Annotated in this window: 14 protein-coding genes and 3 tRNA genes; 9 read left to right on the plus strand and 8 right to left on the minus strand. The window is 51.8% G+C overall.

Features of this window, described 5'->3' with window-relative positions:
• Positions 1-21 precede the first annotated feature (21 nt).
• Positions 22-387, minus strand: a complete 366-nt coding sequence (locus tag HY845_00500; protein QQG51823.1) for an S-adenosylmethionine decarboxylase — start codon at positions 385-387, stop codon at positions 22-24.
• Positions 388-585: 198 nt separating this feature from the next.
• A tRNA-Ile gene (locus tag HY845_00505) sits at positions 586-657 on the minus strand.
• Between the two features lie 249 nt (positions 658-906).
• Between HY845_00505 and HY845_00510 the strand changes: the two genes are divergently transcribed.
• The gene (locus HY845_00510; protein ID QQG51824.1) at positions 907-3,099 is read left to right on the plus strand and encodes a lamin tail domain-containing protein; all 2,193 of its coding nucleotides are present in this window, start codon (positions 907-909) and stop codon (positions 3,097-3,099) included.
• A gap of 84 nt (positions 3,100-3,183) precedes the next feature.
• The gene (locus HY845_00515) at positions 3,184-3,579 is read left to right on the plus strand and encodes a septum formation initiator family protein (protein QQG51825.1); all 396 of its coding nucleotides are present in this window, start codon (positions 3,184-3,186) and stop codon (positions 3,577-3,579) included.
• Positions 3,580-3,638: 59 nt separating this feature from the next.
• Here the strand turns inward: HY845_00515 and HY845_00520 are convergent, their stop codons facing one another.
• From HY845_00520 to HY845_00530, 3 genes are all read right to left on the minus strand, one after another.
• The gene (locus HY845_00520) at positions 3,639-5,324 is read right to left on the minus strand and encodes a hypothetical protein (GenBank protein QQG51826.1); all 1,686 of its coding nucleotides are present in this window, start codon (positions 5,322-5,324) and stop codon (positions 3,639-3,641) included.
• 68 nt (positions 5,325-5,392) lie between these two features.
• Positions 5,393-5,466: transfer RNA gene (locus HY845_00525), tRNA-Met, on the minus strand.
• A 295-nt stretch (positions 5,467-5,761) separates the two neighbouring features.
• Positions 5,762-5,832 (minus strand) — tRNA-Met (locus HY845_00530).
• A 235-nt stretch (positions 5,833-6,067) separates the two neighbouring features.
• On the opposite strand from HY845_00530, the gene ftsH reads away from it, so the two are divergent.
• Together ftsH and lepB are read left to right on the plus strand one after the other, a co-directional pair.
• Positions 6,068-7,885, plus strand: a complete 1,818-nt coding sequence (gene ftsH / locus HY845_00535) for an ATP-dependent zinc metalloprotease FtsH (protein QQG51827.1) — start codon at positions 6,068-6,070, stop codon at positions 7,883-7,885.
• Between the two features lie 32 nt (positions 7,886-7,917).
• Positions 7,918-8,466 carry a signal peptidase I gene (gene lepB / locus HY845_00540; GenBank protein QQG51828.1) on the plus strand — a complete coding sequence of 183 codons (549 nt, stop codon included), beginning with the start codon at positions 7,918-7,920 and terminating at the stop codon, positions 8,464-8,466.
• Here the strand turns inward: lepB and HY845_00545 are convergent.
• Positions 8,463-10,067 carry a DUF2207 domain-containing protein gene (locus tag HY845_00545; protein QQG51829.1) on the minus strand — a complete coding sequence of 535 codons (1,605 nt, stop codon included), beginning with the start codon at positions 10,065-10,067 and terminating at the stop codon, positions 8,463-8,465. The two genes, lepB and HY845_00545, sit on opposite strands and share 4 nt — an antisense overlap.
• 36 nt (positions 10,068-10,103) lie before the next feature.
• Here HY845_00545 and HY845_00550 point away from each other — a divergent pair, with 36 nt between their 5' ends.
• The 5 genes from HY845_00550 to lepA all read left to right on the plus strand — a co-directional run bounded on the left by HY845_00550 (position 10,104) and on the right by lepA (position 15,934).
• Positions 10,104-10,352 carry a hypothetical protein gene (locus tag HY845_00550; GenBank protein QQG51830.1) on the plus strand — a complete coding sequence of 83 codons (249 nt, stop codon included), beginning with the start codon at positions 10,104-10,106 and terminating at the stop codon, positions 10,350-10,352.
• A 42-nt stretch (positions 10,353-10,394) separates the two neighbouring features.
• Complete coding sequence (locus HY845_00555; protein ID QQG51831.1) at positions 10,395-10,955, plus strand: hypothetical protein; 561 nt, start codon at positions 10,395-10,397, stop codon at positions 10,953-10,955.
• Complete coding sequence (locus HY845_00560; GenBank protein QQG51832.1) at positions 10,952-12,280, plus strand: hypothetical protein; 1,329 nt, start codon at positions 10,952-10,954, stop codon at positions 12,278-12,280. Before HY845_00555 ends, HY845_00560 begins: the two co-directional genes overlap by 4 nt.
• A 43-nt stretch (positions 12,281-12,323) precedes the next feature.
• Positions 12,324-13,931 (plus strand): oligosaccharide flippase family protein, encoded by a 1,608-nt coding sequence (locus HY845_00565; protein ID QQG51833.1) that lies wholly within the window; start codon positions 12,324-12,326, stop codon positions 13,929-13,931.
• Between the two features lie 296 nt (positions 13,932-14,227).
• A complete protein-coding gene (lepA, locus tag HY845_00570) occupies positions 14,228-15,934 on the plus strand; it encodes an elongation factor 4 (protein ID QQG51834.1) in 1,707 nt (568 codons plus the stop codon).
• A 40-nt stretch (positions 15,935-15,974) separates the two neighbouring features.
• Here the strand turns inward: lepA and HY845_00575 are convergent, their stop codons facing one another.
• Together HY845_00575 and HY845_00580 are read right to left on the minus strand one after the other, a co-directional pair.
• A complete protein-coding gene (locus HY845_00575; protein QQG51835.1) occupies positions 15,975-17,003 on the minus strand; it encodes a fructose-bisphosphatase class II in 1,029 nt (342 codons plus the stop codon).
• Positions 17,004-17,089: 86 nt separating this feature from the next.
• Entirely contained in the window at positions 17,090-18,718 is a 1,629-nt protein-coding gene (locus HY845_00580) for an FAD-dependent thymidylate synthase (protein ID QQG51836.1), read from the minus strand.
• Positions 18,719-18,748 lie beyond the last annotated feature (30 nt).

Here is an 18,748-nt window from a genome sequence, read left to right on the forward strand (position 1 = left end):
AATGAAAGTATTCCAGCAACATTAGTTCCTAGTCACAACGCGCGCAACAACGGCTTGTGCGCCAAAGAAGTTCTTAGTGAACTCTTCGGCAACCTTGGGATCAAATTCTTTACAGGAGAATATGTTGACGAGGGAGAGCTTCATCAGCTTCATGCAATGGATCACGAGGGTGCTTGTCTTTATAAACTGCATAGCCGACACTCCGTCAAGATGAGGGATCCCACTGTTGTCTTCCCAGAAGACTGGTTCGCCGTGGCGTTCCATCTGAATGAGCTCCAGTACTTCGGAAATGTACTTACCTAAATTCTCCTTGGTGAACATTTCCGGGTTACAGCCATGCATGTCGAGCATTAGCTCGGTGCCGTAGGGTCTTGTCTGAATCTCCATTTGCCAAATTCTAACAAGTGTATGGCCGTTTTCAAGGATGAGGTGAGATTCGAACTCTTGTCAGGCGACTTTTGGCGTGTAAACAAAACACGTTTGAACCAAGAACAGGTTCACTTATGAACCGTCTGGCTTGGCGGGAGCACAAGGATTCGAACCTAGGACCACCAAGGTATCTGCTGACGCAGCTGCTGAAAACTGTGGGCGGACCAGGGCTCGAACCTGGAACCACCAAGGTATAAGCTTGGCGCTCTACCATTGAGCTATCCGCCCACAGTTCCCAGCAGTAAGCTTGGCGCTCTGCAACCCTTCACTATACTCCCGAACCAGTTGATTTTACTCTATCAGCCGGTCAGACTCAATCCGCTACACCCAGGTTTGACAAGGTGAACCAATGCGGTATCTTGTTGACTAGATCCTTAGGGGACCACTTCTAGGGTTTAAAGAGGGGAAAATATAAGGAGGGGCCGTTTCGCCCTTTTTTAGGTGCGACAAGGCTCTTTAACAACTAGAAGGAGAAAAATGCAGAGATTGAAAAAACTCTTTGTCCGCTTTCTCGTTGTCCTTCTGGCTGTTCAGGGACAGGCGGCCGTATGGCTGTTCTCCCCTAGCGCCGCACACGCGGCCGGAACACAAGAAGTGGTCATTAACGAGATTATGTGGATGGGCTCGGAAGCAAGCGCTGCTGACGAGTGGATAGAGCTACGTAATAACAGTGAGACCAATACAGTGGACTTAACTAACTGGAAATTGACTAACGTTTCCAGTGGCGGTGATTTAGTGATTCCCGCAGGGACGATTGCGCCGGGCGGTTACTTTCTAATCAGTAATTACGACAAGACTAGCGCTAGTTCAGTGCTAAACGTAACGCCTGATTATGTAACAACGACACTGCAGGTCGGTAATAGCTGTCTGCCGATTGTTCTACAGGACGCGGCGTCAACCCAGGTTGACGAAATGGGTTGTAACGTCGCTGATTACTTTGGCGGCACCAACACCGCTACGAAAGCGGCTTTGGAACGCAACGCGGTAATCGAAGATGGGGCGCTAGCTAGTAGCTGGCACACTGGTGTTGGCAACGCGAATTTGGATGCTACGGCGACAAACACCCTAGCGACGCCAAAATTCGTAAACGACGTGACCGTAGCCACTGCTGGCACAGTCATGGACGGAGGCGACTTTACTGCTGTCCCGACAGCACTTAGCGCCAGCTGGTCTGGCTTTGCTGACCCTGAATCAGGGGTTATAAGTTATCTTGCCGGCGTAGGAACTACTGCCGGGGTTAATAACACCTTGGCGCTGACGAATGTCGGCAATGTTCTGAGCTATAACTTTGACTTCACCGGCTCCCCGTTAAGCGAGAACGAGACTTACTTCATTAACGTCATTGCCGTCAACGGAGTTAACCTACTGAGCAACACGGCATCAAGTAATGGAATCACGGTCAATACATCGGCGCCGAACGCGCCAGTGCCACTAATGGCGATCGACACGCCGAACGATAACGGCGGCTCGGTAACCGTATACTGGCAGGCCGGTGGCTCACCGGACGTCACGAGCTATCAGGTCAACTACCGTAAGCTTGGAGATGTCGGCTTCTTGAACACTAATGCTGGGCTGAATCTAAGCGCTGTTCTAACAGGCTTACTGAATGCCCCAGCGACTTACGAAGTGACAATTGAGTCGATCGACTTCAACAATCAGCACTCGGTCCCAACAGGGATTCTGCAAGTTCAGGCTCTCGATAACTTGGCGCCGATCCTCGACGTCAATAAAGTCGTGATCGCGCAGAATAAGCCGGGCAATAGCGACACGATCGGCGGTAACGCCGGCGCCTCAAACGAGGCTGGCGTGACAGTTTATGTTTTCGATCGCAATCCGGCCGAAACAACTAAAGTCCTCATCAACTCGGTAATGGCTAACGCCGACGGTAGCTTCAGTGTCATGGGTCTTGGCGACAACCGTTACGCCCAAGTTTGGGTGCAGCTGGTTGATGCCGCGGGTAACTCAAGTGAGGCGAAGGCCTTCACTAACGATACCGTTGCTCCGAACGCTCCAACGCTCAATAAATCAGTCGCAGTCTGTCCGGACAGGCCATGTCGGGTAACTCTTGAGTGGACGGATAACGGTCCGGACACGGCGTACTACAAGGTCAGCTATGTCGCGGGTGGAGTAGAAAAGCTTTCAATGGAATTTACTTCCACCACAGCTGCGCTCGATCTTGAGGGATGCGCGACGTACGGTTTCAAGGTCTTGGCTTTTGACAAATACGGCAACGAATCGTCTTCGAGCAATGCCTTTGAGTTCCGCTTGACCCCTGGCGTCAAAACAACTGTAGAGTTCGTTGACGGCAAGCAGGTCACTAAGACGGAGGCACTAGGCGGGACGCGACAAGTCCGACGCGCTTCTGTCCCTAGCGGATTTAGCGCCGAGATCATTCCCCCAGTTCAGGCGAGCGAACCTGAAGCCGACAAGGCGCCACTCGGCGATGACAGTGCCGACGGCGCAGCTTCAGACCAAGACTGGGTTCGAATCGGGGTTGTGATTGCCCTACTCTTGATAATTGCTGGCAGTTTTTACGCCTTATCGCGCTCAATGCGTGATGGCAACGGCGGGACGAGCAAGCAAGTAGTGAAAGATGTAAAAACGCCCGTGGCAGCTGGAACAAAGCGACCTCGCACGAAGCGTCGTGGTCGACCGGCCAGACGTAAGTAGTTAGGGTAGGCGCGTTTTAAGCGACAAAAACGATCCCTTCGGGGATCGTTTTTGTTATCTCTAGATGCTAGAGTGTTGGTGGCAATGGTTCTCGCTAACACGCAAAAACTTCTGGGGAGAATTTTAGTAATTCTACTGGTAGTTTTTGCGTTATATTCCAATGTTCGTTTGATAATCCGTAACAATAAATTGCACGAGCGTCTTTCCGAAGTGCAAACAGAACTCACAAATAAAGAGCTACGTAATAAAAAAATGTCGCTGTTGATCGCTTACTACCAGAGCCCGTCGTACCAAGATGTGGAGGCTAGGCGACGTTTGGGCCTGAAGCTACCCGATGAGACGGTGATGCAAGTTCGTGGCGTCGAATATAGTAAAGACGGTACCACTCTTGAAGACACTATCTATGAAAACACCGAAGTCGCCTCGCCTACTCCGCCGACAAACTTCTCGCGTTGGTGGGGGTACTTTTTCGGTAGCTAAATATAAGGAAGAGGCGCGCCCGTTTGGGCGCGCCTCAAGTTCTTGGCCGTTATGACGGCCTAGTGGAACCGGAACATCCGGTAGTATTCGTCAGGCCCCCAGCCGAGCTTGACGCCGTGCTCTTGGCAGACGCGCAAAGTCTCGGGATCGCCACCGCCTTTGGCTTTCGAGCCGCTGGTGGCAAAGATCACGTTGACCTTGGCGTCGGCGCACAATAGCGTCGGGCCGTCTGGGAACGGGAAGAAGGAGTCGCTGACAGCGACCGCTCCCCTCAGGTCGTGTCCGGCGTCGCGAGCGATCATCATCGCCAGCTTCGCCGCCGTCACCCGATCGGTCTGACCAGCACCGTTGCCGAGCAACATCCCGCCGCGCACAAGCGTGACGGTGTTGCTGACGCCGCACTCGCAGATTGTCGCCCCGAGGACGACGTCGTAGACCTCGTCCTGTGATGGGTCACCGAGCGGCCACTCCACCAGATGCGAGAAGAGGTCGAACGGCGGTAGCGGCTGCTGAACGATTTCGCCGCCGCGAAGCGGGCGGCGATCCGGCTCTTGTTTCATCATGCCCAATCCAGCGTTCTCGAGGGCCGGGTTGCCATAAAGGACGATGTCCTTCTTCACCTTCAAGCTAGCGATCGCCTCGTCGCTGAAAGAGGGCGCTACCACCTGGTGGATTAACCGTCGATTGGACGGCTCACCTTCTTCGGCAGGCTCCATCATGTAGTAAACGAGGTCGTGGGCGTCGGGTGCGCCAAGCCGGAATGAAGTAGTGACCGTCGCCCCAAAGATGGCCTGGGTGTTACTGGCGATCATCTTACGAATCGCGTCCTGCGTCGATTCGAAGCTAATGCCAACGCCGCACGGCTGCCCGTGCTTCATCGCTGCGGCAACGAATGGCTTGGCAAGAGCGTTCTTCTCGAAGTTGGCCCCAACCCGAACGACGAAGTCCGCACCGCGATCCAGGTCTGTCGTGTTAACAGAGCCGGGGTCGCCGTTTAGGAGTTGAAAGGCATGAGTTGCCAGCGGGTCGCTCGTCTGTGCACGATACTGACGCGCTTTGCCCTGCTGCGGGTTTTCTGCCCGTCGCAACGTGCGGTGAAGCTCACCGAAGTTCGCGAAGTAACGACCGTCGCCGTAGTGAACCGCGGCTACACCGCGATGTCTGGCTACGGTCATGAAGCCTTCGGCGACCATTTCATGAACGATCTCGTCGTCAAACGGCGTTCCGGACTCGAGGCGATCGAGAATCTTGTCGCACATCTCGGGGGAGGTGGCGACAAACGTCCCGTAGTGGCCGTCGCAAGCGTTGAGCTCCGCGGCTTTGGCGAATGAGCCAATCATTCCCGGGCCGCCCATGTCCTGCTTCTCGGCGATTTGGCGCCGCGTGCTATTGGGGTCAGCGATGGCGCCCGCGCCATCATAGATCGTGACGTAGCCACCGACGATTCGGTCGATGCCAAGCTCCTTGAGCTTCTCGCTCGCTTCCAAGGTTTGCGGTGCAAGAATGCCCGCATGGACCTTGTGGTGAAGCGTTTTGACGAGGTCGTTGAAGAGTTCCGGGAAGTCGATGATGTCACTTAAGTCCGTGACCTCGACCTCCGCTACTTTGAGGCACTTGGCCGTCCCGCCCGTTGAGGCGATTGAGTAGCCAAGAGCAAGAAGACGCTTCGCCTTGTCCGGTAAAGCGGGCTTGTCTCGATTGTCGACAGACATCAAGACCCAGCCCTTCGTTGAAGATTCGTTCATTATGGTTTCTCCGTCCTGCAAGTTTAGGTACGACAAAACCGAATCCCTCCAGATTCGTTTCGTGCCTGTGCCGGGGGAGAGAATTGAACTCTCGACCTCCACTTTATGAGTGTGGCGCTCTAACCGACTGAGCTACCCCGGCGCGTAAAAGTTCTCGCGTAATTGTATCAAGGTTAGACGTATATATGAAGGAGAAGGGGATGGTGGGGGATGAAGGCGCGGGGGCAGGAAAGTGTGTTTCTAAGACAGGAAGTCTCGCAGCTAGCGCTGCTCGGAAAGCTCCTTCGTCCAGGAAGGAACCCGCCTCACTTCGTTCGGCAATTCTCGCATACTAAAAGTATGCTCGAATCCGAACCACGCCAGCTGAAGCTGGCTGTTCGCCTCCTTCACGCCAGCAAAACAAAACACTAGCCATTGAGGCTAGTGTTTTGTTCTAGTAGCGGGGACAGGATTCGAACCTGTACCTGTTGGTTATGAGCCAACCGGGGTGCCATTCCCCTACCCCGCTAATATCGGATTATATCTAAAAATCAAGGTTGAATCTAGTCGGAGGTGAGCTGACTTTTCTGGAATATCTAATGCATCTCGGGCTACCCACTTGATACGGATCTACCTGGATATTTGATTTCTACCGGTATAATCTGCCGTTTCAGATTTACCTCAGCACTTCGTGCCAATCGGTATAATCTGCCGGTTGCAGATTTACCTCGATATTTCATATCTTTCGGTATAAAATATGGAACATGCCGCAGCGTAACCGCGTCACGCGTCAGATCGTCTCTATTGTCACAGTATTATTTCTAGCCCTAATCGGCTGGGTAATTTTGCTTGGGCCAAATTCCAAAAAAACCGAAGACGTCGGCATCTCCCAAATTGCCCAGGAGGTTCAAGAGGGAAAGGTCGAGCTTATCCGCGTTGAAGGTAATAAAGTGATTGCTATCACCAAGGACCAGCGTGAGCTAGTAGCTTTCAAAGAGGCGAGCCAGGGCCTTAAAGACTACGGCATCACTGGCGACAAAGTTAAGCTCCAGATCGATAATCCTGATTCTGGTGCCCTTTGGACGACGTTGCTTTCGGTGATGCTGCCATTTGCCCTATTGATACTGATTCTGTGGCTCATGAGTCGGCAGGCACGAGCTGGCAACATGCAAGCGCTTTCCTTTGGACGCTCAACTGCCAAAATCGCCGATCCACGAAAACGAACAACCTTTAAAGATGTTGCGGGGCTAAAAGGCGCCAAACAAGAATTAGTCGAAATCGTCGACTTTTTGAAGAGCCCGGGTAAGTTCAAAGCGCTTGGCGCGGAAATCCCCCGAGGTGTTTTGCTGTACGGTCCGGCAGGCGTTGGTAAAACCTTGCTCGCCAAGGCCGTGGCTGGTGAAGCCGAGGTTCCCTTCTTCACCTTGTCTGCTTCAGAATTCGTAGAGATGTTCGTCGGCGTCGGCGCCTCAAGAGTCCGCGATCTTTTCGCTAAGGCTAAACGCGTCGGGCCGGCAGTAATCTTCATAGATGAGCTAGATGCTGTTGGCCGTCAGCGCGGCACTGGCTTGGGTGGCTCGCATGACGAACGCGAGCAGACTTTGAACCAAATTCTTGTCGAGATGGACGGGTTCGACACTGATACTAATGTCATCATACTCGCCGCGACTAACCGGCCAGACGTGCTCGACCCGGCCCTGCTACGCCCCGGTCGATTCGATCGTAAAGTTGCCCTTGATATTCCTGACCGACAAGAGCGCAAAGAAATTATTGAAGTTCATGCTCGAAATAAGCCGATTGCTAAAGGCGTTGATTTTAATGAAGTCGCCAAAACCACACCAGGACTAGCCGGTGCGGATCTGCGCAACATCGTTAACGAAGCAGCAATTTTGGCCGCCCGGGAAAATCGCAAGCAAATTGAGCAGAAAGATTTTCGTAACGCCATCGAAAAAGTCATGCTCGGCCCGGAACGTACCAGCCATATTATGCTTGGTAAAGAACGAGAAATTGTTGCCTACCACGAGTCGGGGCACGCGATCATCGGTCATATTCTTTCCGAATTGGATGATGTTCATAAAGTCTCAATCGTCTCGCGTGGCATGGCCTTAGGGTTCACCTTGTCGCTACCAAGTGAAGATCGCCGCTTAGTGCCAAAAACCAAATTTGAGCAACAGATCGTTCAGCTTCTAGGCGGTCGCGCGGCGGAGCAATTGATATTCAACGAAGTTACGACCGGTGCCTCAAATGATCTAGAGCAGGCAACTTCAATCGCCCGCAATATGGTGACAATCTTTGGCATGAGCGAACTTGGGCCAATTAAACTTGGCGAACGCGAAGAGATGGTGTTCCTCGGCCGGGAAATGGGCATGCATAAAGTTCACTCGGAGAAAGTCGCCTCAGAAATTGATGAGCAAATTCACACCATTATTAACCGTGCCTGGAAGCAGGCTCTGGAAATTCTCAAGAAGGAGATGAAAACGCTCCATGAGATGTCGAAATTACTACTCGACAAAGAAACGCTTGAAGACGACGATCTGCGTACCATACTCGGGACACTGAAAACCGCTCCGGTGAGCAACTAGCCAGCGCCTCGTAATAAAGGCAAACTAAAGCTATGGAGGGCATTACTGTTGCAGGGAGTAGGCAAGCGCCATTTTCGGAGCGACTTTATTGGGTTACAGGCTGGGTTTATGATTTCTCAAAGGTAGCCACAATTTTCCTACTTGTGGGGCTGGTCGTACACTACTTTTTCTATACGGCGCTTATAGTTCGTGGCAAGAGCATGGTACCGACATTCGCTGACGGACAAATCCTGACCGTTAACAAGATCGCTTACGTTACCGGTGCGCCGGAGCGCGGCGATGTTGTGGCCATGTTCTTTCCTGGCGAGACGGAGAAGCGGTTTATCAAGCGGATTGTTGCGCTGCCCGGAGAAACCATTTCCATAAAACAGGGCAAAACCTACATTAACGGCGTCCTGCTAAAAGAGCCTTATCTTAAAAAAAGTGTCATCACGGTGCCGGAAATGGAGCGAACGCTGGTTGGGGGCGAGTACTTCGTGATGGGTGATAATCGAGGCAACTCAAGTGACTCCAGGGCATGGGGGCCAGTGCCAGAGTCGTTCGTTATAGGCAAAGTTATGGCCAAGGTGGGCTCGCTCTAGTTAACCAGCGGGCCGCGCATTTCGGTGAGCATTGTGGAGATAGTTTTACTAAATTGCTCAATCTCTCTGGCGAATTGGCTGGTGCTAGTTTCTTCGTAGCTGATGAACCAGTCGGGCTTAATGATAATCATTTCCGAGATATCGAAACGGCCGGCCCAGTTTTTAGTTTTGCCTAAGGCGATGGCATATCCCAGATATTTTTCGAACACTCGATTACGGGCTGCTTCAAGTGAGAGCGGCTGAGCTTCTGAGAGGTAGTTAGCAAAGGCTAGCCACTCCGCCCGCTCGTTTAACCCAAGTTGGGTGTAGCGCACTAGACCTGGGGTTAGCCTTAATATCAGTCGACAGAAGATCATCGTGCCGGCGACCGGTAGCAGCAAGTACGGCGACGTGCCGGTTACGGCAATCCAGATTGCGCCTATCACGCTCAAGTAATAAAGCGACAAGGCAAAAAGTTTGTATCGGACGCGTGTACGGTGCGGGTTCTCGGCGAAATATTGTTTGCGAGTCACGATCTCGTAGATATCGTCAAACGCCCGACGAACTTTCGGATTAAAAAGCGACTGACGGTTGAGCGCACGCATTTCGCTTTCGGTCAGTTTTGTATTAGCGACGGGGAAGAGCGCTTCTAGGATGCCTTGCTCCCAAGGCTCTAGCCGATCATCAAATTGTCGGCGTTGGCTCAAGTAATACTGCCCGCTTTTTTTAACGATAACGATATAGCCGCGTTGGCAGAGGTCGATTAACATGGCCACGATTTCTTTCGGGTAGACTTTCTTATCTACGAGCGTGCCAACCACGAGCGGCGATAGCGCACTTGGCACTGTGGTGCGCAGGCGTTTGTTCGGTTTCTCGATAGCTTTTTGCCTAGCCAAGAGTCGTAGCAGCACCGCCAATCCAAGCAACGGCAAGAGTATCCCAAGTACAAGAAAGGGTACGATCTCCAGATTTTCTAAGGCCAAACGTAGTTCTTCAATCAAACTGAGGTGAAGAACGCTTTTAGGCCAGTGCGCGTTAATGGTTAGTATCGCGTTCGGGCCCATGAATGAGGCTTGATAAGTCAGGGTCTGACTATCGGGCCGCTCAACGCGGGTTTGTCCGACGCCACCGATAGCGTAAATATTTCCCGTTAGTCCGTCCCCGGAGGCCTCGGCCGGCAATTTGAAAGTAGTGCGCAGTTGTTTAACCGAGAAACCTGACTCTCTTAAGACTTGGAAATATAGCTGATCTCGCTCTTTAGACCGGATCAGTTTTGATGAGGCCCGGTAGGTTAAACTCCAAAGCTGGTGAGGCGTCTCGGCGATCAGGTTAACTTGATCGCCAGTTCGCTGCTGTTTGATCTCGCTGGGCTGTATCGGCACACCGTCACCACTCAACGAGAGCTTGGTTAACTCGCCGTAGATAGGCCAATTCAAACTGGTCGGAGAGGCGAATATCAGCTCCTGCACAACCTCCAAAGACCCGTCCTGCCGAAGTTCTAGGTTCAGTGTCGCGAGATCAACGCTCTGCTCGACCTTAGCGGCGACACCGGAGGGCAAGAAAAGTAAAACGGCTGCTTGTAGGGTCAGTATAATGACCTTAAGATAAAGTCGAGACGACATGCTTTTATCATATCCTAGAACTAAGGGCTGTGGCTGATGCGACGCTTAGGCAGAGTCTTTTTGACAACCTCAGCCGTTCTAGTGCTACTGGTGAACCTAATAATGATCCTGCTATACGGCAAACAGTTCTACGCTTGTTCGGAGAGCTTTGTCGTCGAGAACTTCTGCGGTGGCCCCGGGGTAGCGTCGCCGTACCTGCCAATTCTACTTCTTAACCTGGTTGTCATCGGGACGATAATTCTGTGTTGGCTGGCAGTCCATTACTACGTCAAAACACACCGTTAGTAATCGTAGTACTGATATAACGGGTGTGGTAGGCTGAAACTAATGCGCCGAATTGTCTGGATAGTTATTATCGCTCTCTTGGTCGTCACCCCAATTTTTATCTGGTGGCAGGGACAGAGGCAGCGCAACAATCTCGAAACAGCCTACGGAATTATGCTAGCTAATCGGCCAACTAAATTTTGCCCACCATCAGCCGAGGTTGTCATAACACGAGGCGATGAGGAGAAGATTATTTTTGACGCTGAAGTAATAGTTAAAAATTGCGAGTTAATTCCGCTCGATAGATCACAGCTTAACGAGGCTACGAGCTACTATATTTACGCTCGCCTAAATGAAGTGCGCGCCTTTAGAATAGTTGCGACGGGTCCGATTACATCGGGCATGGAGTACCCAATTATGCTGGGCGATTTGAATAACGATAACGCCATCGACCCACAAGACAAGCTTGTAGTTGAAGAAGCCATGAAAGTAGGCGGCTACTCGAAGTCAGCCGACGTTGATAAGGACGGTAATGTCGGGATTATCGACTATTCACTCGTGACATTGAATCAAGGCGCTGGCGCCAGTCGCCCTGATGGCGTTGCCTGGAAGGCGCGGCAATGAAGCTGATATCGACGCGAGCAACATTTATTATTGTCAGTCTAGTGACAATTGCGTTATTGGCCGGATCTGTAATATTGCAGCAAATCGTATTTCGCGCCGAGCAAGAGTTCTCAGCGTTGACGCTTAGTCCCACCACCTTTCGTGTCGCCCAAGGTCAGCCAGTGGATTTAAGCCTCAACTCTATCTCCGTTAACCAAGTAATTGTTTCGGGACTTCAAGTTAAGTTAGGCTACGAGGCCGCTAAACTTACATTCAAAGAAGCGGTGCCACCGATCGGTTGGCAGACGCTGCGGCTTGCGTCGACGACTGATACTGTCGATTGGATTCTCGCACCGATTACGAGCTCGACGTCGCTCGTTACATTGCAGGGCGAGGTGAAGTTAGGGACGGTGCGTTTTCTAGCGACTGGTGCGGGTGTGACAAATGTTACAGTCGCACAGGAATCAACAGTGCTCTCGGCGGTTGACCAAGTCAGGGGCAGCTTCGTCTATAACGCGGCTGAAAGCGTTCAGGACAGTGCTGGTACAATCACGGCAGGTAACGTGGGGGAAATAACTTTCCCAGAAGCCAAGTTGCCGGTAATAGTGCCTGAAGAAACCGATGATTCTGCTAAGTTCGGCACTCAGCGCATCGTCTCTAGCTACGTCGAGACAAGCGCTCGAGCGGGACTGGTCTTTGTCACCCTCGCTTCCAGCGGCAAAGTCACGGTGGAATTTGGCCCCACCCCAGCACTTGGTAATAAAGCGGAAACGACGCGGGAGAGTGCCACGCACGTTATTAATCTGTCTAGCCTCGACCCTAATCAACAATATTACTATCGAGTACTTGGCGAGGAAACGCAGCAACGTTCCAGGGTTGTTGGTGCGCTGAAAACATTTAAAACAACTGCAGAGGGAACAGGAACGCTCTCGGCTGGCCGCTCTAAGGTAGTGGCCTTTCCCGCCAAATCCAAACAGACCTCTACACTCTTTATCTTTCCACGCGACGACGAGGGCAAAACTGTCGAGTCAGCTGGTCTTACCGTTGAACACGAGGGCGACGCTACTCTAGGCCAAGTAAGTACTCTCGGAGGTTACTATGTTGTTGAAGTGACAACGGCTACGGACAAGAAGCAGGCCGTGAAGCTGACCCCTAAGGTAGGCGAAACTGCCCTTGAGGCGCGCACGGTTGTTTTGGACCCTGAGTATAAAGAGCCGACAGTGACCTTGAACAAGTCGGAGCTTGTCCTGGCATGGAACGACAAAACGATGGCTTTCCTATTCGGAGGCGCTATCTTACTTTTCCTACTGCTCTATTTCTTTGTCAGGTTAGCGCGGAGCCGTTGATGCTACCGACAGCGAGTAGCACTAACGCAGGCCTTCTGGATAGATGATTAAACGTCTCGGAGGCCTCTTTTATCAGAGCAGCAACCTTAAACAAGCGGTCGGGATTCTATTCGTAACGGTGCTAATTAGTAACGTCCTTGGCCTGCTACGAAACGTTATTATTGCCAATCGTGTTGGTGTTGCCTTTGGGACCTTCGGGCCGCTCGACAACTATTACGCTGCCTTCGTACTGCCGGACCTTCTCTATAACATTATTATTGTTGGCGCCCTTTCCTCGGCAATCCTGCCGTTGCTAGTAACGATTGATTCGGAAGGTGACAACGCTAGATTCTGGAAAACATTCAACGTTCTGCTCTCGACCGGATTCACGGCGATCGTTGTAGGGCTCGTCTTTTTATATTTATTGCTGCCAGTGCTTATTCCAATAATCTATCCTGGCTTCACACTGAGTGAACAGGAATTTACCTTATCGTTGTCGAGGGTACTACTGTTGAGTCCGCTATTCTTCACTATCTCCCAGCTATCTACCTCAGCCCTGCAGGCGAAGAAATTCTTCTTCGCGCCGGCTGTAGCGCCGTTGATCTACAACTTATCGATAATCGCTTCGGCATTATTAATACCGGACTTTGGCCTGTCAGTTTTGGTCTTTGGAGTAATCTTGGGCGCTGCCGGGCACTTCTTAGTGCAGCTACCCACGCTAATTCGTCTGGGCTGGCGTTTCAATTTTGAAACCAGTTTCGGCAACGAAACCGTACGGAAAGTTTTCAGATTGATGATCCCGAGAACGATCGCCCTCACCGGTACCCAGCTTCTCCTCCTGGCTTTCTATCGAATCGGCTCACATCTGACCGACGGCTCAATTGCTATCTACAAGCTGACAGACGACTTACAAACGGCACCAGTCTTATTACTAGCCAATACTCTAGCAATGGCAATCCTGCCCGATTTTGCCCGGCATATCGCCAAAGACAACAACGCTCAGTTTGAAGAATTGATCGGTAAGGCGATCAGGCTGCTGATCTTTATTTTCCTACCGGTGACAATGTTCCTGCTCATTTTCCGTTGGCAAATCATCAGCCTTTACTTGGAAGTTGGGCACAGCGTTGACGCGGTAGAGACTGCCCTTGCCGTCGCAACGTTTACAAACTTTGTTGTCTCACTATTCTTTCAGGGCGCCGTCCTCTTACTCGCCCGAGCGTACTTCGCCCGCTCAGATACCCGGCGCCCAACGATATATAGCATTGTCTCTATCCTCGTCGCGCTGGTCGCAGCGTGGACGTTTGCTGTTAGGGGCGACTACGGTGTCAGTGGCCTATCGCTCGCCTTCTCCATCGGTTCGGCACTTAATGCTGCGTTGCTTTGGTTTAACTTACGTCTTCCAGCACGGGTACTGTTGCTCGACTACCAGCGACGCTACAATTTCATCCCTGTAGTGGTTGGGACGCTCTGTACAGCGCTAGTTTTTATCATTCTAAGACAACTTGGTCCGTCAATCGCTGCGGGCTTTGCCGCCAGACCGTCAATGGCTAACCTAATTACACTCGCGATTGGTTTTGCCGGCGGTTTAGTGTTTTACTGGGCTTGGAGTCGAGCATTTCGTCTAGAGCAGTGGCAACTCATCGCTCGGCGATCCAATAACGATGAAACATAAATCAGATCAAGATTTTTATGGAGACGTGGACCGCTCAAGGTATCGAGCTAATTGGGGCTGCCTAATTTGGTTCTTTGTCATAGGGGTCGCCCTAATCGGCGCGGCGTGGTGGTTATTCAAGTATTCGGGGTATCTGTAGAGACTTTGAACCTGTTTTCCGCTACAATTTGCCTGTTATGAATATCCGTAATTTCGCAATAGTTTCAAGTAAAGCGAGAAAATGAGCAAAGTAAAATGAATATCCGTAACTTTGCGACTACTTCGAGTGAAACGAGAAGGAGTGCGAAGTTGCAATAATGGCGATTCGCAATTTCGCAATCATCGCTCATATCGATCACGGCAAATCGACACTTGCCGATCGTCTGCTGGAAAAAACCGGAACGGTCAAAGTTGGTAGCGGAGATCAGCTGCTCGATACGATGGAATTAGAGCGGGAAAAAGGCATTACGATTAAGCTGAACCCGGCTCGGATGTTTTACGAGCATGACGGCGAGAAGTACCAGTTAAACCTAATCGATACCCCGGGGCACGTAGATTTCGGCTATGAAGTTTCCCGTTCTCTGGCTGCGGTCGAAGGCGTCCTCTTGTTGGTCGATGCCAGCCAAGGCATCCAGGCCCAGACCCTAACCAACCTTCATCTAGCCGAAGATAGTCACTTAGTTATTATTCCAGTGGTTAATAAAATAGATCTGCCGCACGCTCAAAGCGAAGAAACTGCCGAGCAACTTGTGAAGGCGTTGAAGTGCGCGGAAGACGATATCTGTTTCGTTTCAGGCAAAACAGGTGAGGGCGTGGAAGAGTTACTGGAGGCGATCGCCAAAAGAATTCCGCCACCTAGACCAAATCCAGACGAACCGCTTCAAGCTCTAGTTTTTGATTCCTTTTTCGACGTTTTTCTTGGTGTGGTAGCGTACGTGAAAGTTGTCAGCGGCAATTTAAAGAAGAATCAGCCGCTATTAATGAAGGCGACTGGCGCCGCCTTTGATTGCTTACAGTCTGGCTACTTACAAATAAAAAGAATCGACAACGGTCATTTAGATAGCGGCGAGATCGGTTATGTCGCTACGGGCTTAAAGACGGTTCATGACTGCCGGGTTGGAGACACGATTGTTGCCTCTGGTACGACGAGCGCCCTGCCGGGCTACAAGACGTCAAAACCAATGATTTATGCTTCGTTTTTCCCAGAGCCTGGCAAAGAGCGGGAACTAACGGTGGCGCTAGATAAACTTAAGCTTTCCGATGCGTCGCTTTCCTACGAGCCAGTTAGCTCAAAAGCCTTGGGTCCGGGCTACAGCATCGGGTTCTTGGGGTTGCTTCACTTGGAAATAATAAAAGAAAGACTAAACAGAGAGTTTGACATCGATATCCTCGTTACGACACCCTCAGTAGCCTACAAACAGGAAGAAGGGCAATGGATGGAGCCGTGGGTGGAGCTTGAAGTTGTTTGTCCCCGGGAGCATTACGGTGCCGTAAGCGACCTTGTCGCCCAAAGCCGAGCCGTATTCGTCGACGTTGAATACGTTGCCGACAGAGTCGTCTGTCGTTACGAGACGCCGCTCTCAGAGGTGATCAGCGATTTCTACGACAAACTTAAATCGGTCACTTCTGGCTACGCCTCGATGGATTACCAGCTAAAAGACTATCGCGCGGCGGATCTCGTCGCTGTTGATTTACTTGTTGCGGGTGACAAGATCGATGCCTTAACTCAGTACATGGTTCGTTCCAAGGCCGAATCCTATGGTCGAAATCTTGTCCAAAAACTGAAAGAGCTAATTCCCCGCCAGAATTTTGAGGTCACTTTGCAGGCAGCAATTGGCGGCAAAATAATTGCCCGCAGCGATATATCGGCCGTTCGCAAAGACGTGACTGCCAAACTCTACGGCGGCGACGTGACACGTAAAAACAAGCTATTAGACAAGCAAAAGAAAGGTAAGAAACGACTGCGGACTCTGGGACGGGTCGAAGTGCCGAGCGAAGTTTTCGTTGAATTGTTGCGTAAGTAAACAGTGGCCCGTCCCTTGCGGGGACGGGCCAAGTCGGACTCTAAAGGCGAAATGCCTTCTTCGGGTGATCGATTGTTACGATCCTGGAGGGTGGGATCAGGTAGCGAATGCCGTCTTCGCAACCCATCGCCGACCAGTGAATGACGTGTCCGTGGCTAAAGCGTTTGACCGCTTCTCCGCGTAATACGCCGTGTGTGACGTGGGCGATGGCGACTACAATCCGTTGGCTAGGCGCGAGTTCGTTCGTCGTGTAGTAACGGTTAAACTCGATACCCATTTCAAGCATTCGGTCGCAGTAGTTGTCGGAGAGCTTGCCTCGATCCTTGGGGAATTCGGCCAACTCGTCAGGATGAAGGTAGCGTCCCCAATGAGAGCCGCCCATACACTTGGCGACGCAGGCGCCGATATGCCCTTCGGGAGATCCGCCGCTGCCCATGACCGCATCAGTGTCGTGACCGGCCACCATTGCGTTGATGACCTCGGACAGGTCACCGTCGGTGATCAGCGTCACTCGTGCCCTGGTCTTCCGAATCTGGTCGATGGTGGATTGGTTGCGCATGCGATCGAGGACGGCGACAGTAATGCCGCGAGTTTCTCGGTCGAGACGTTGGGCCATCGCTTCGATGTTCTCGGCGATTGTTGCAGTCGGATTGACGACATCAACAAGATCAGGCCCAACGGCAAGCTTGTCCATGTAGCCATCGGCTGCCCCGATGATGCCATCCGCATCGCCACAAGCCAAAATACAGATTGCCCCTCGTTGGCCTTTGGCACATGGCCCAGTACCCTCAAGTGGGTCGATGGCGATGCTGACCTTGGGGCCAGAACCGGTACCGACCTTTTGGCCAATGTAGAGCATTGGCGCGTTGTCGCGCTCACCCTCTCCGATGACGATTTGGCCGTCCATCTCAATCCCATCCATCACCGCGTTGATTGCCTCAACGGCGAGGTGGTCTGAGTTCTCTTTGTCGCCGTCACCGATACTGTCGGCGGTGGCCAGTGCTCCAGCGTTGACGGCACCGATGAGTTGTGGCCAAAGGCTGATGATTGGATCTTTACTATTAAACAACGAAACTTCCTCCTGCGCCGTCGAGACGGTGCTGGAAAATTATACCCTGTTTAGGGGTGGTTAATCTAGGGTTCTGTCCGGAAAACTTATTCGCTAGATAGCGCTTGTTGGCCTAGTTTTTCAAGTTTGTACTGCGCCGCACGCTCCGCGGCCAAGCGGGTCAGCTCCGGATCTTCGCGACTATTAATAAATTTCATCGCCTTGGCGATCCGCGGATAAACTTTGGCGAATTGCTCGTACATTTTTAAGCAAATACGGCGATAGCCGGGGTGACCGTCGGGACCGGTGCGGAGTTCTAAGAAGTGAAATAGCGCCCGAGCGTTGAAGATATAGCGATAGCGCATTTTATGTCCAAGTAGGGTTGCGTACTGCGCCTCGGCTTCAAAACCAGATGACCTTAAACGCTGATAGAGCTCGTAAGACAGCTCGAAACATTTTGTAAACTCTTCTTCGTAGCCGCCTTCTTTCACGAGCGCGGGAATATGATAACCGTAGTCAGGCGTGAGGCGCTGCCACTCCTCGCCGTCGACAACGCGGTGGCGCTGCAGATCGCGAAAAGTCCCGTAGTCATTTAAGATCTCCCATTCAAAATGAGCTTTCTCAAACGCCCGGCCTGGCTTATGTCGGCGGTTCAAGCGCTCGCCACAATACAACTTAAATAGCTGGTCAACTTTTTTCTGCGGCCATTTTTGCACTTGGCGTCGGATCTCTTTTTGCGGTAAGTCTGAGTACGCGAAAAGCATTTCTGCTAGTAGTTCCTCCTCATTTTTTGGCCAGTGATCAAGGAGCATCACGTCGCCATCGCTGGTGCGGAGCTTGTCGTTGCTTGTGAGGTTGCGCTCGGCGAATTGCCTTAAATTAGTACGAGTGTTGGAGAGGAAGGCGGTGATCGCCCCACCACGTTCCGGCACATCGGCCCGTTTCAAAAATGGCCGTATTACTTTACGACACTCGGCCAGGGTTTTAGTACCGACTGTGCGGAACTCCTCTAAATCTTCGCTCAACAGGCGCATCACGAGGTACTCAATCGCTTGGGCGCTGGCAAAAATCCCCACGGTTGATTTTGTAGCTGCCGGCAATACTGTCCGGATAGCGTCACAGGCCGTAGCGCGGGTAGAGTTTAGCCAGGCGGTACGTTCTTTGCGATCCGCCGGCTCGGGATTCTTGACGCGTAAATGAGCCGCTAGTCCTCGGACCATCGATGAATAAAGATTGAAGATCTCATCCATCGTCTGGTTATAATCCTGAGCAATTTCGCTTGGCAGATTGGTCGGCGTGAAATACAGGTAGCGGCCATTGATGTCACGTGAGTCAAAGAAAATGTAGCGCGTTGATTGTTCGAGTGGCGAAGTAAATCGACCCCATTCCAAGGCTTTGGTCAGTAAGTTCGAAGCGCCCTCAACCACGAAGTACGCGCCCGCAAGCTGCTGAACGGAGTCATCACCGTAAGCGGTAATAACGCGATCAAACAGTGCCTCCGCGTCTTCCTCGCCGGTTTGTGAAAATTCCTCAATCAGCGTCATCCGCAGGTCGCCTGCTCTTCGGCTAAGCCTGGCCATAGCGGCGCCAATGATCGCTGGCGAGAGTTTGTCGGTGAACGAATAGACTTGGTCTCGCGTGTTAGTGACGATGGCGTCTAAGTAGGCGTAACCCTCGTCGCTAATTACTGGAACAAATTTTACGAACGGATTTTCTGTTTCGGAGGATTTGGCCATCAGCCTTGTGGTAACAGGCGACAATAGTAT

It is taken from the genome of Candidatus Berkelbacteria bacterium (genome assembly GCA_016432625.1).
Classification (GTDB): Bacteria; Patescibacteriota; UBA1384; order 2-12-FULL-50-11; family 2-12-FULL-50-11.

Excerpts from the sequence above, each read along its gene's own strand:
- HY845_00500 (QQG51823.1), bottom strand. The coding sequence starts at position 387 with ATGGAGATTCAGACAAGACCCTACGGCACCGAGCTAATGCTCGACATG.
- HY845_00510 (QQG51824.1), top strand. The coding sequence starts at position 907 with ATGCAGAGATTGAAAAAACTCTTTGTCCGCTTTCTCGTTGTCCTTCTG.
- HY845_00515 (QQG51825.1), top strand. The coding sequence starts at position 3,184 with ATGGTTCTCGCTAACACGCAAAAACTTCTGGGGAGAATTTTAGTAATT.
- HY845_00520 (QQG51826.1), bottom strand. The coding sequence starts at position 5,324 with ATGAACGAATCTTCAACGAAGGGCTGGGTCTTGATGTCTGTCGACAAT.
- ftsH (QQG51827.1), top strand. The coding sequence starts at position 6,068 with ATGCCGCAGCGTAACCGCGTCACGCGTCAGATCGTCTCTATTGTCACA.
- lepB (QQG51828.1), top strand. The coding sequence starts at position 7,918 with ATGGAGGGCATTACTGTTGCAGGGAGTAGGCAAGCGCCATTTTCGGAG.
- HY845_00545 (QQG51829.1), bottom strand. The coding sequence starts at position 10,067 with ATGTCGTCTCGACTTTATCTTAAGGTCATTATACTGACCCTACAAGCA.
- HY845_00550 (QQG51830.1), top strand. The coding sequence starts at position 10,104 with ATGCGACGCTTAGGCAGAGTCTTTTTGACAACCTCAGCCGTTCTAGTG.
- HY845_00555 (QQG51831.1), top strand. The coding sequence starts at position 10,395 with ATGCGCCGAATTGTCTGGATAGTTATTATCGCTCTCTTGGTCGTCACC.
- HY845_00560 (QQG51832.1), top strand. The coding sequence starts at position 10,952 with ATGAAGCTGATATCGACGCGAGCAACATTTATTATTGTCAGTCTAGTG.
- HY845_00565 (QQG51833.1), top strand. The coding sequence starts at position 12,324 with ATGATTAAACGTCTCGGAGGCCTCTTTTATCAGAGCAGCAACCTTAAA.
- lepA (QQG51834.1), top strand. The coding sequence starts at position 14,228 with ATGGCGATTCGCAATTTCGCAATCATCGCTCATATCGATCACGGCAAA.
- HY845_00580 (QQG51836.1), bottom strand. The coding sequence starts at position 18,718 with ATGGCCAAATCCTCCGAAACAGAAAATCCGTTCGTAAAATTTGTTCCA.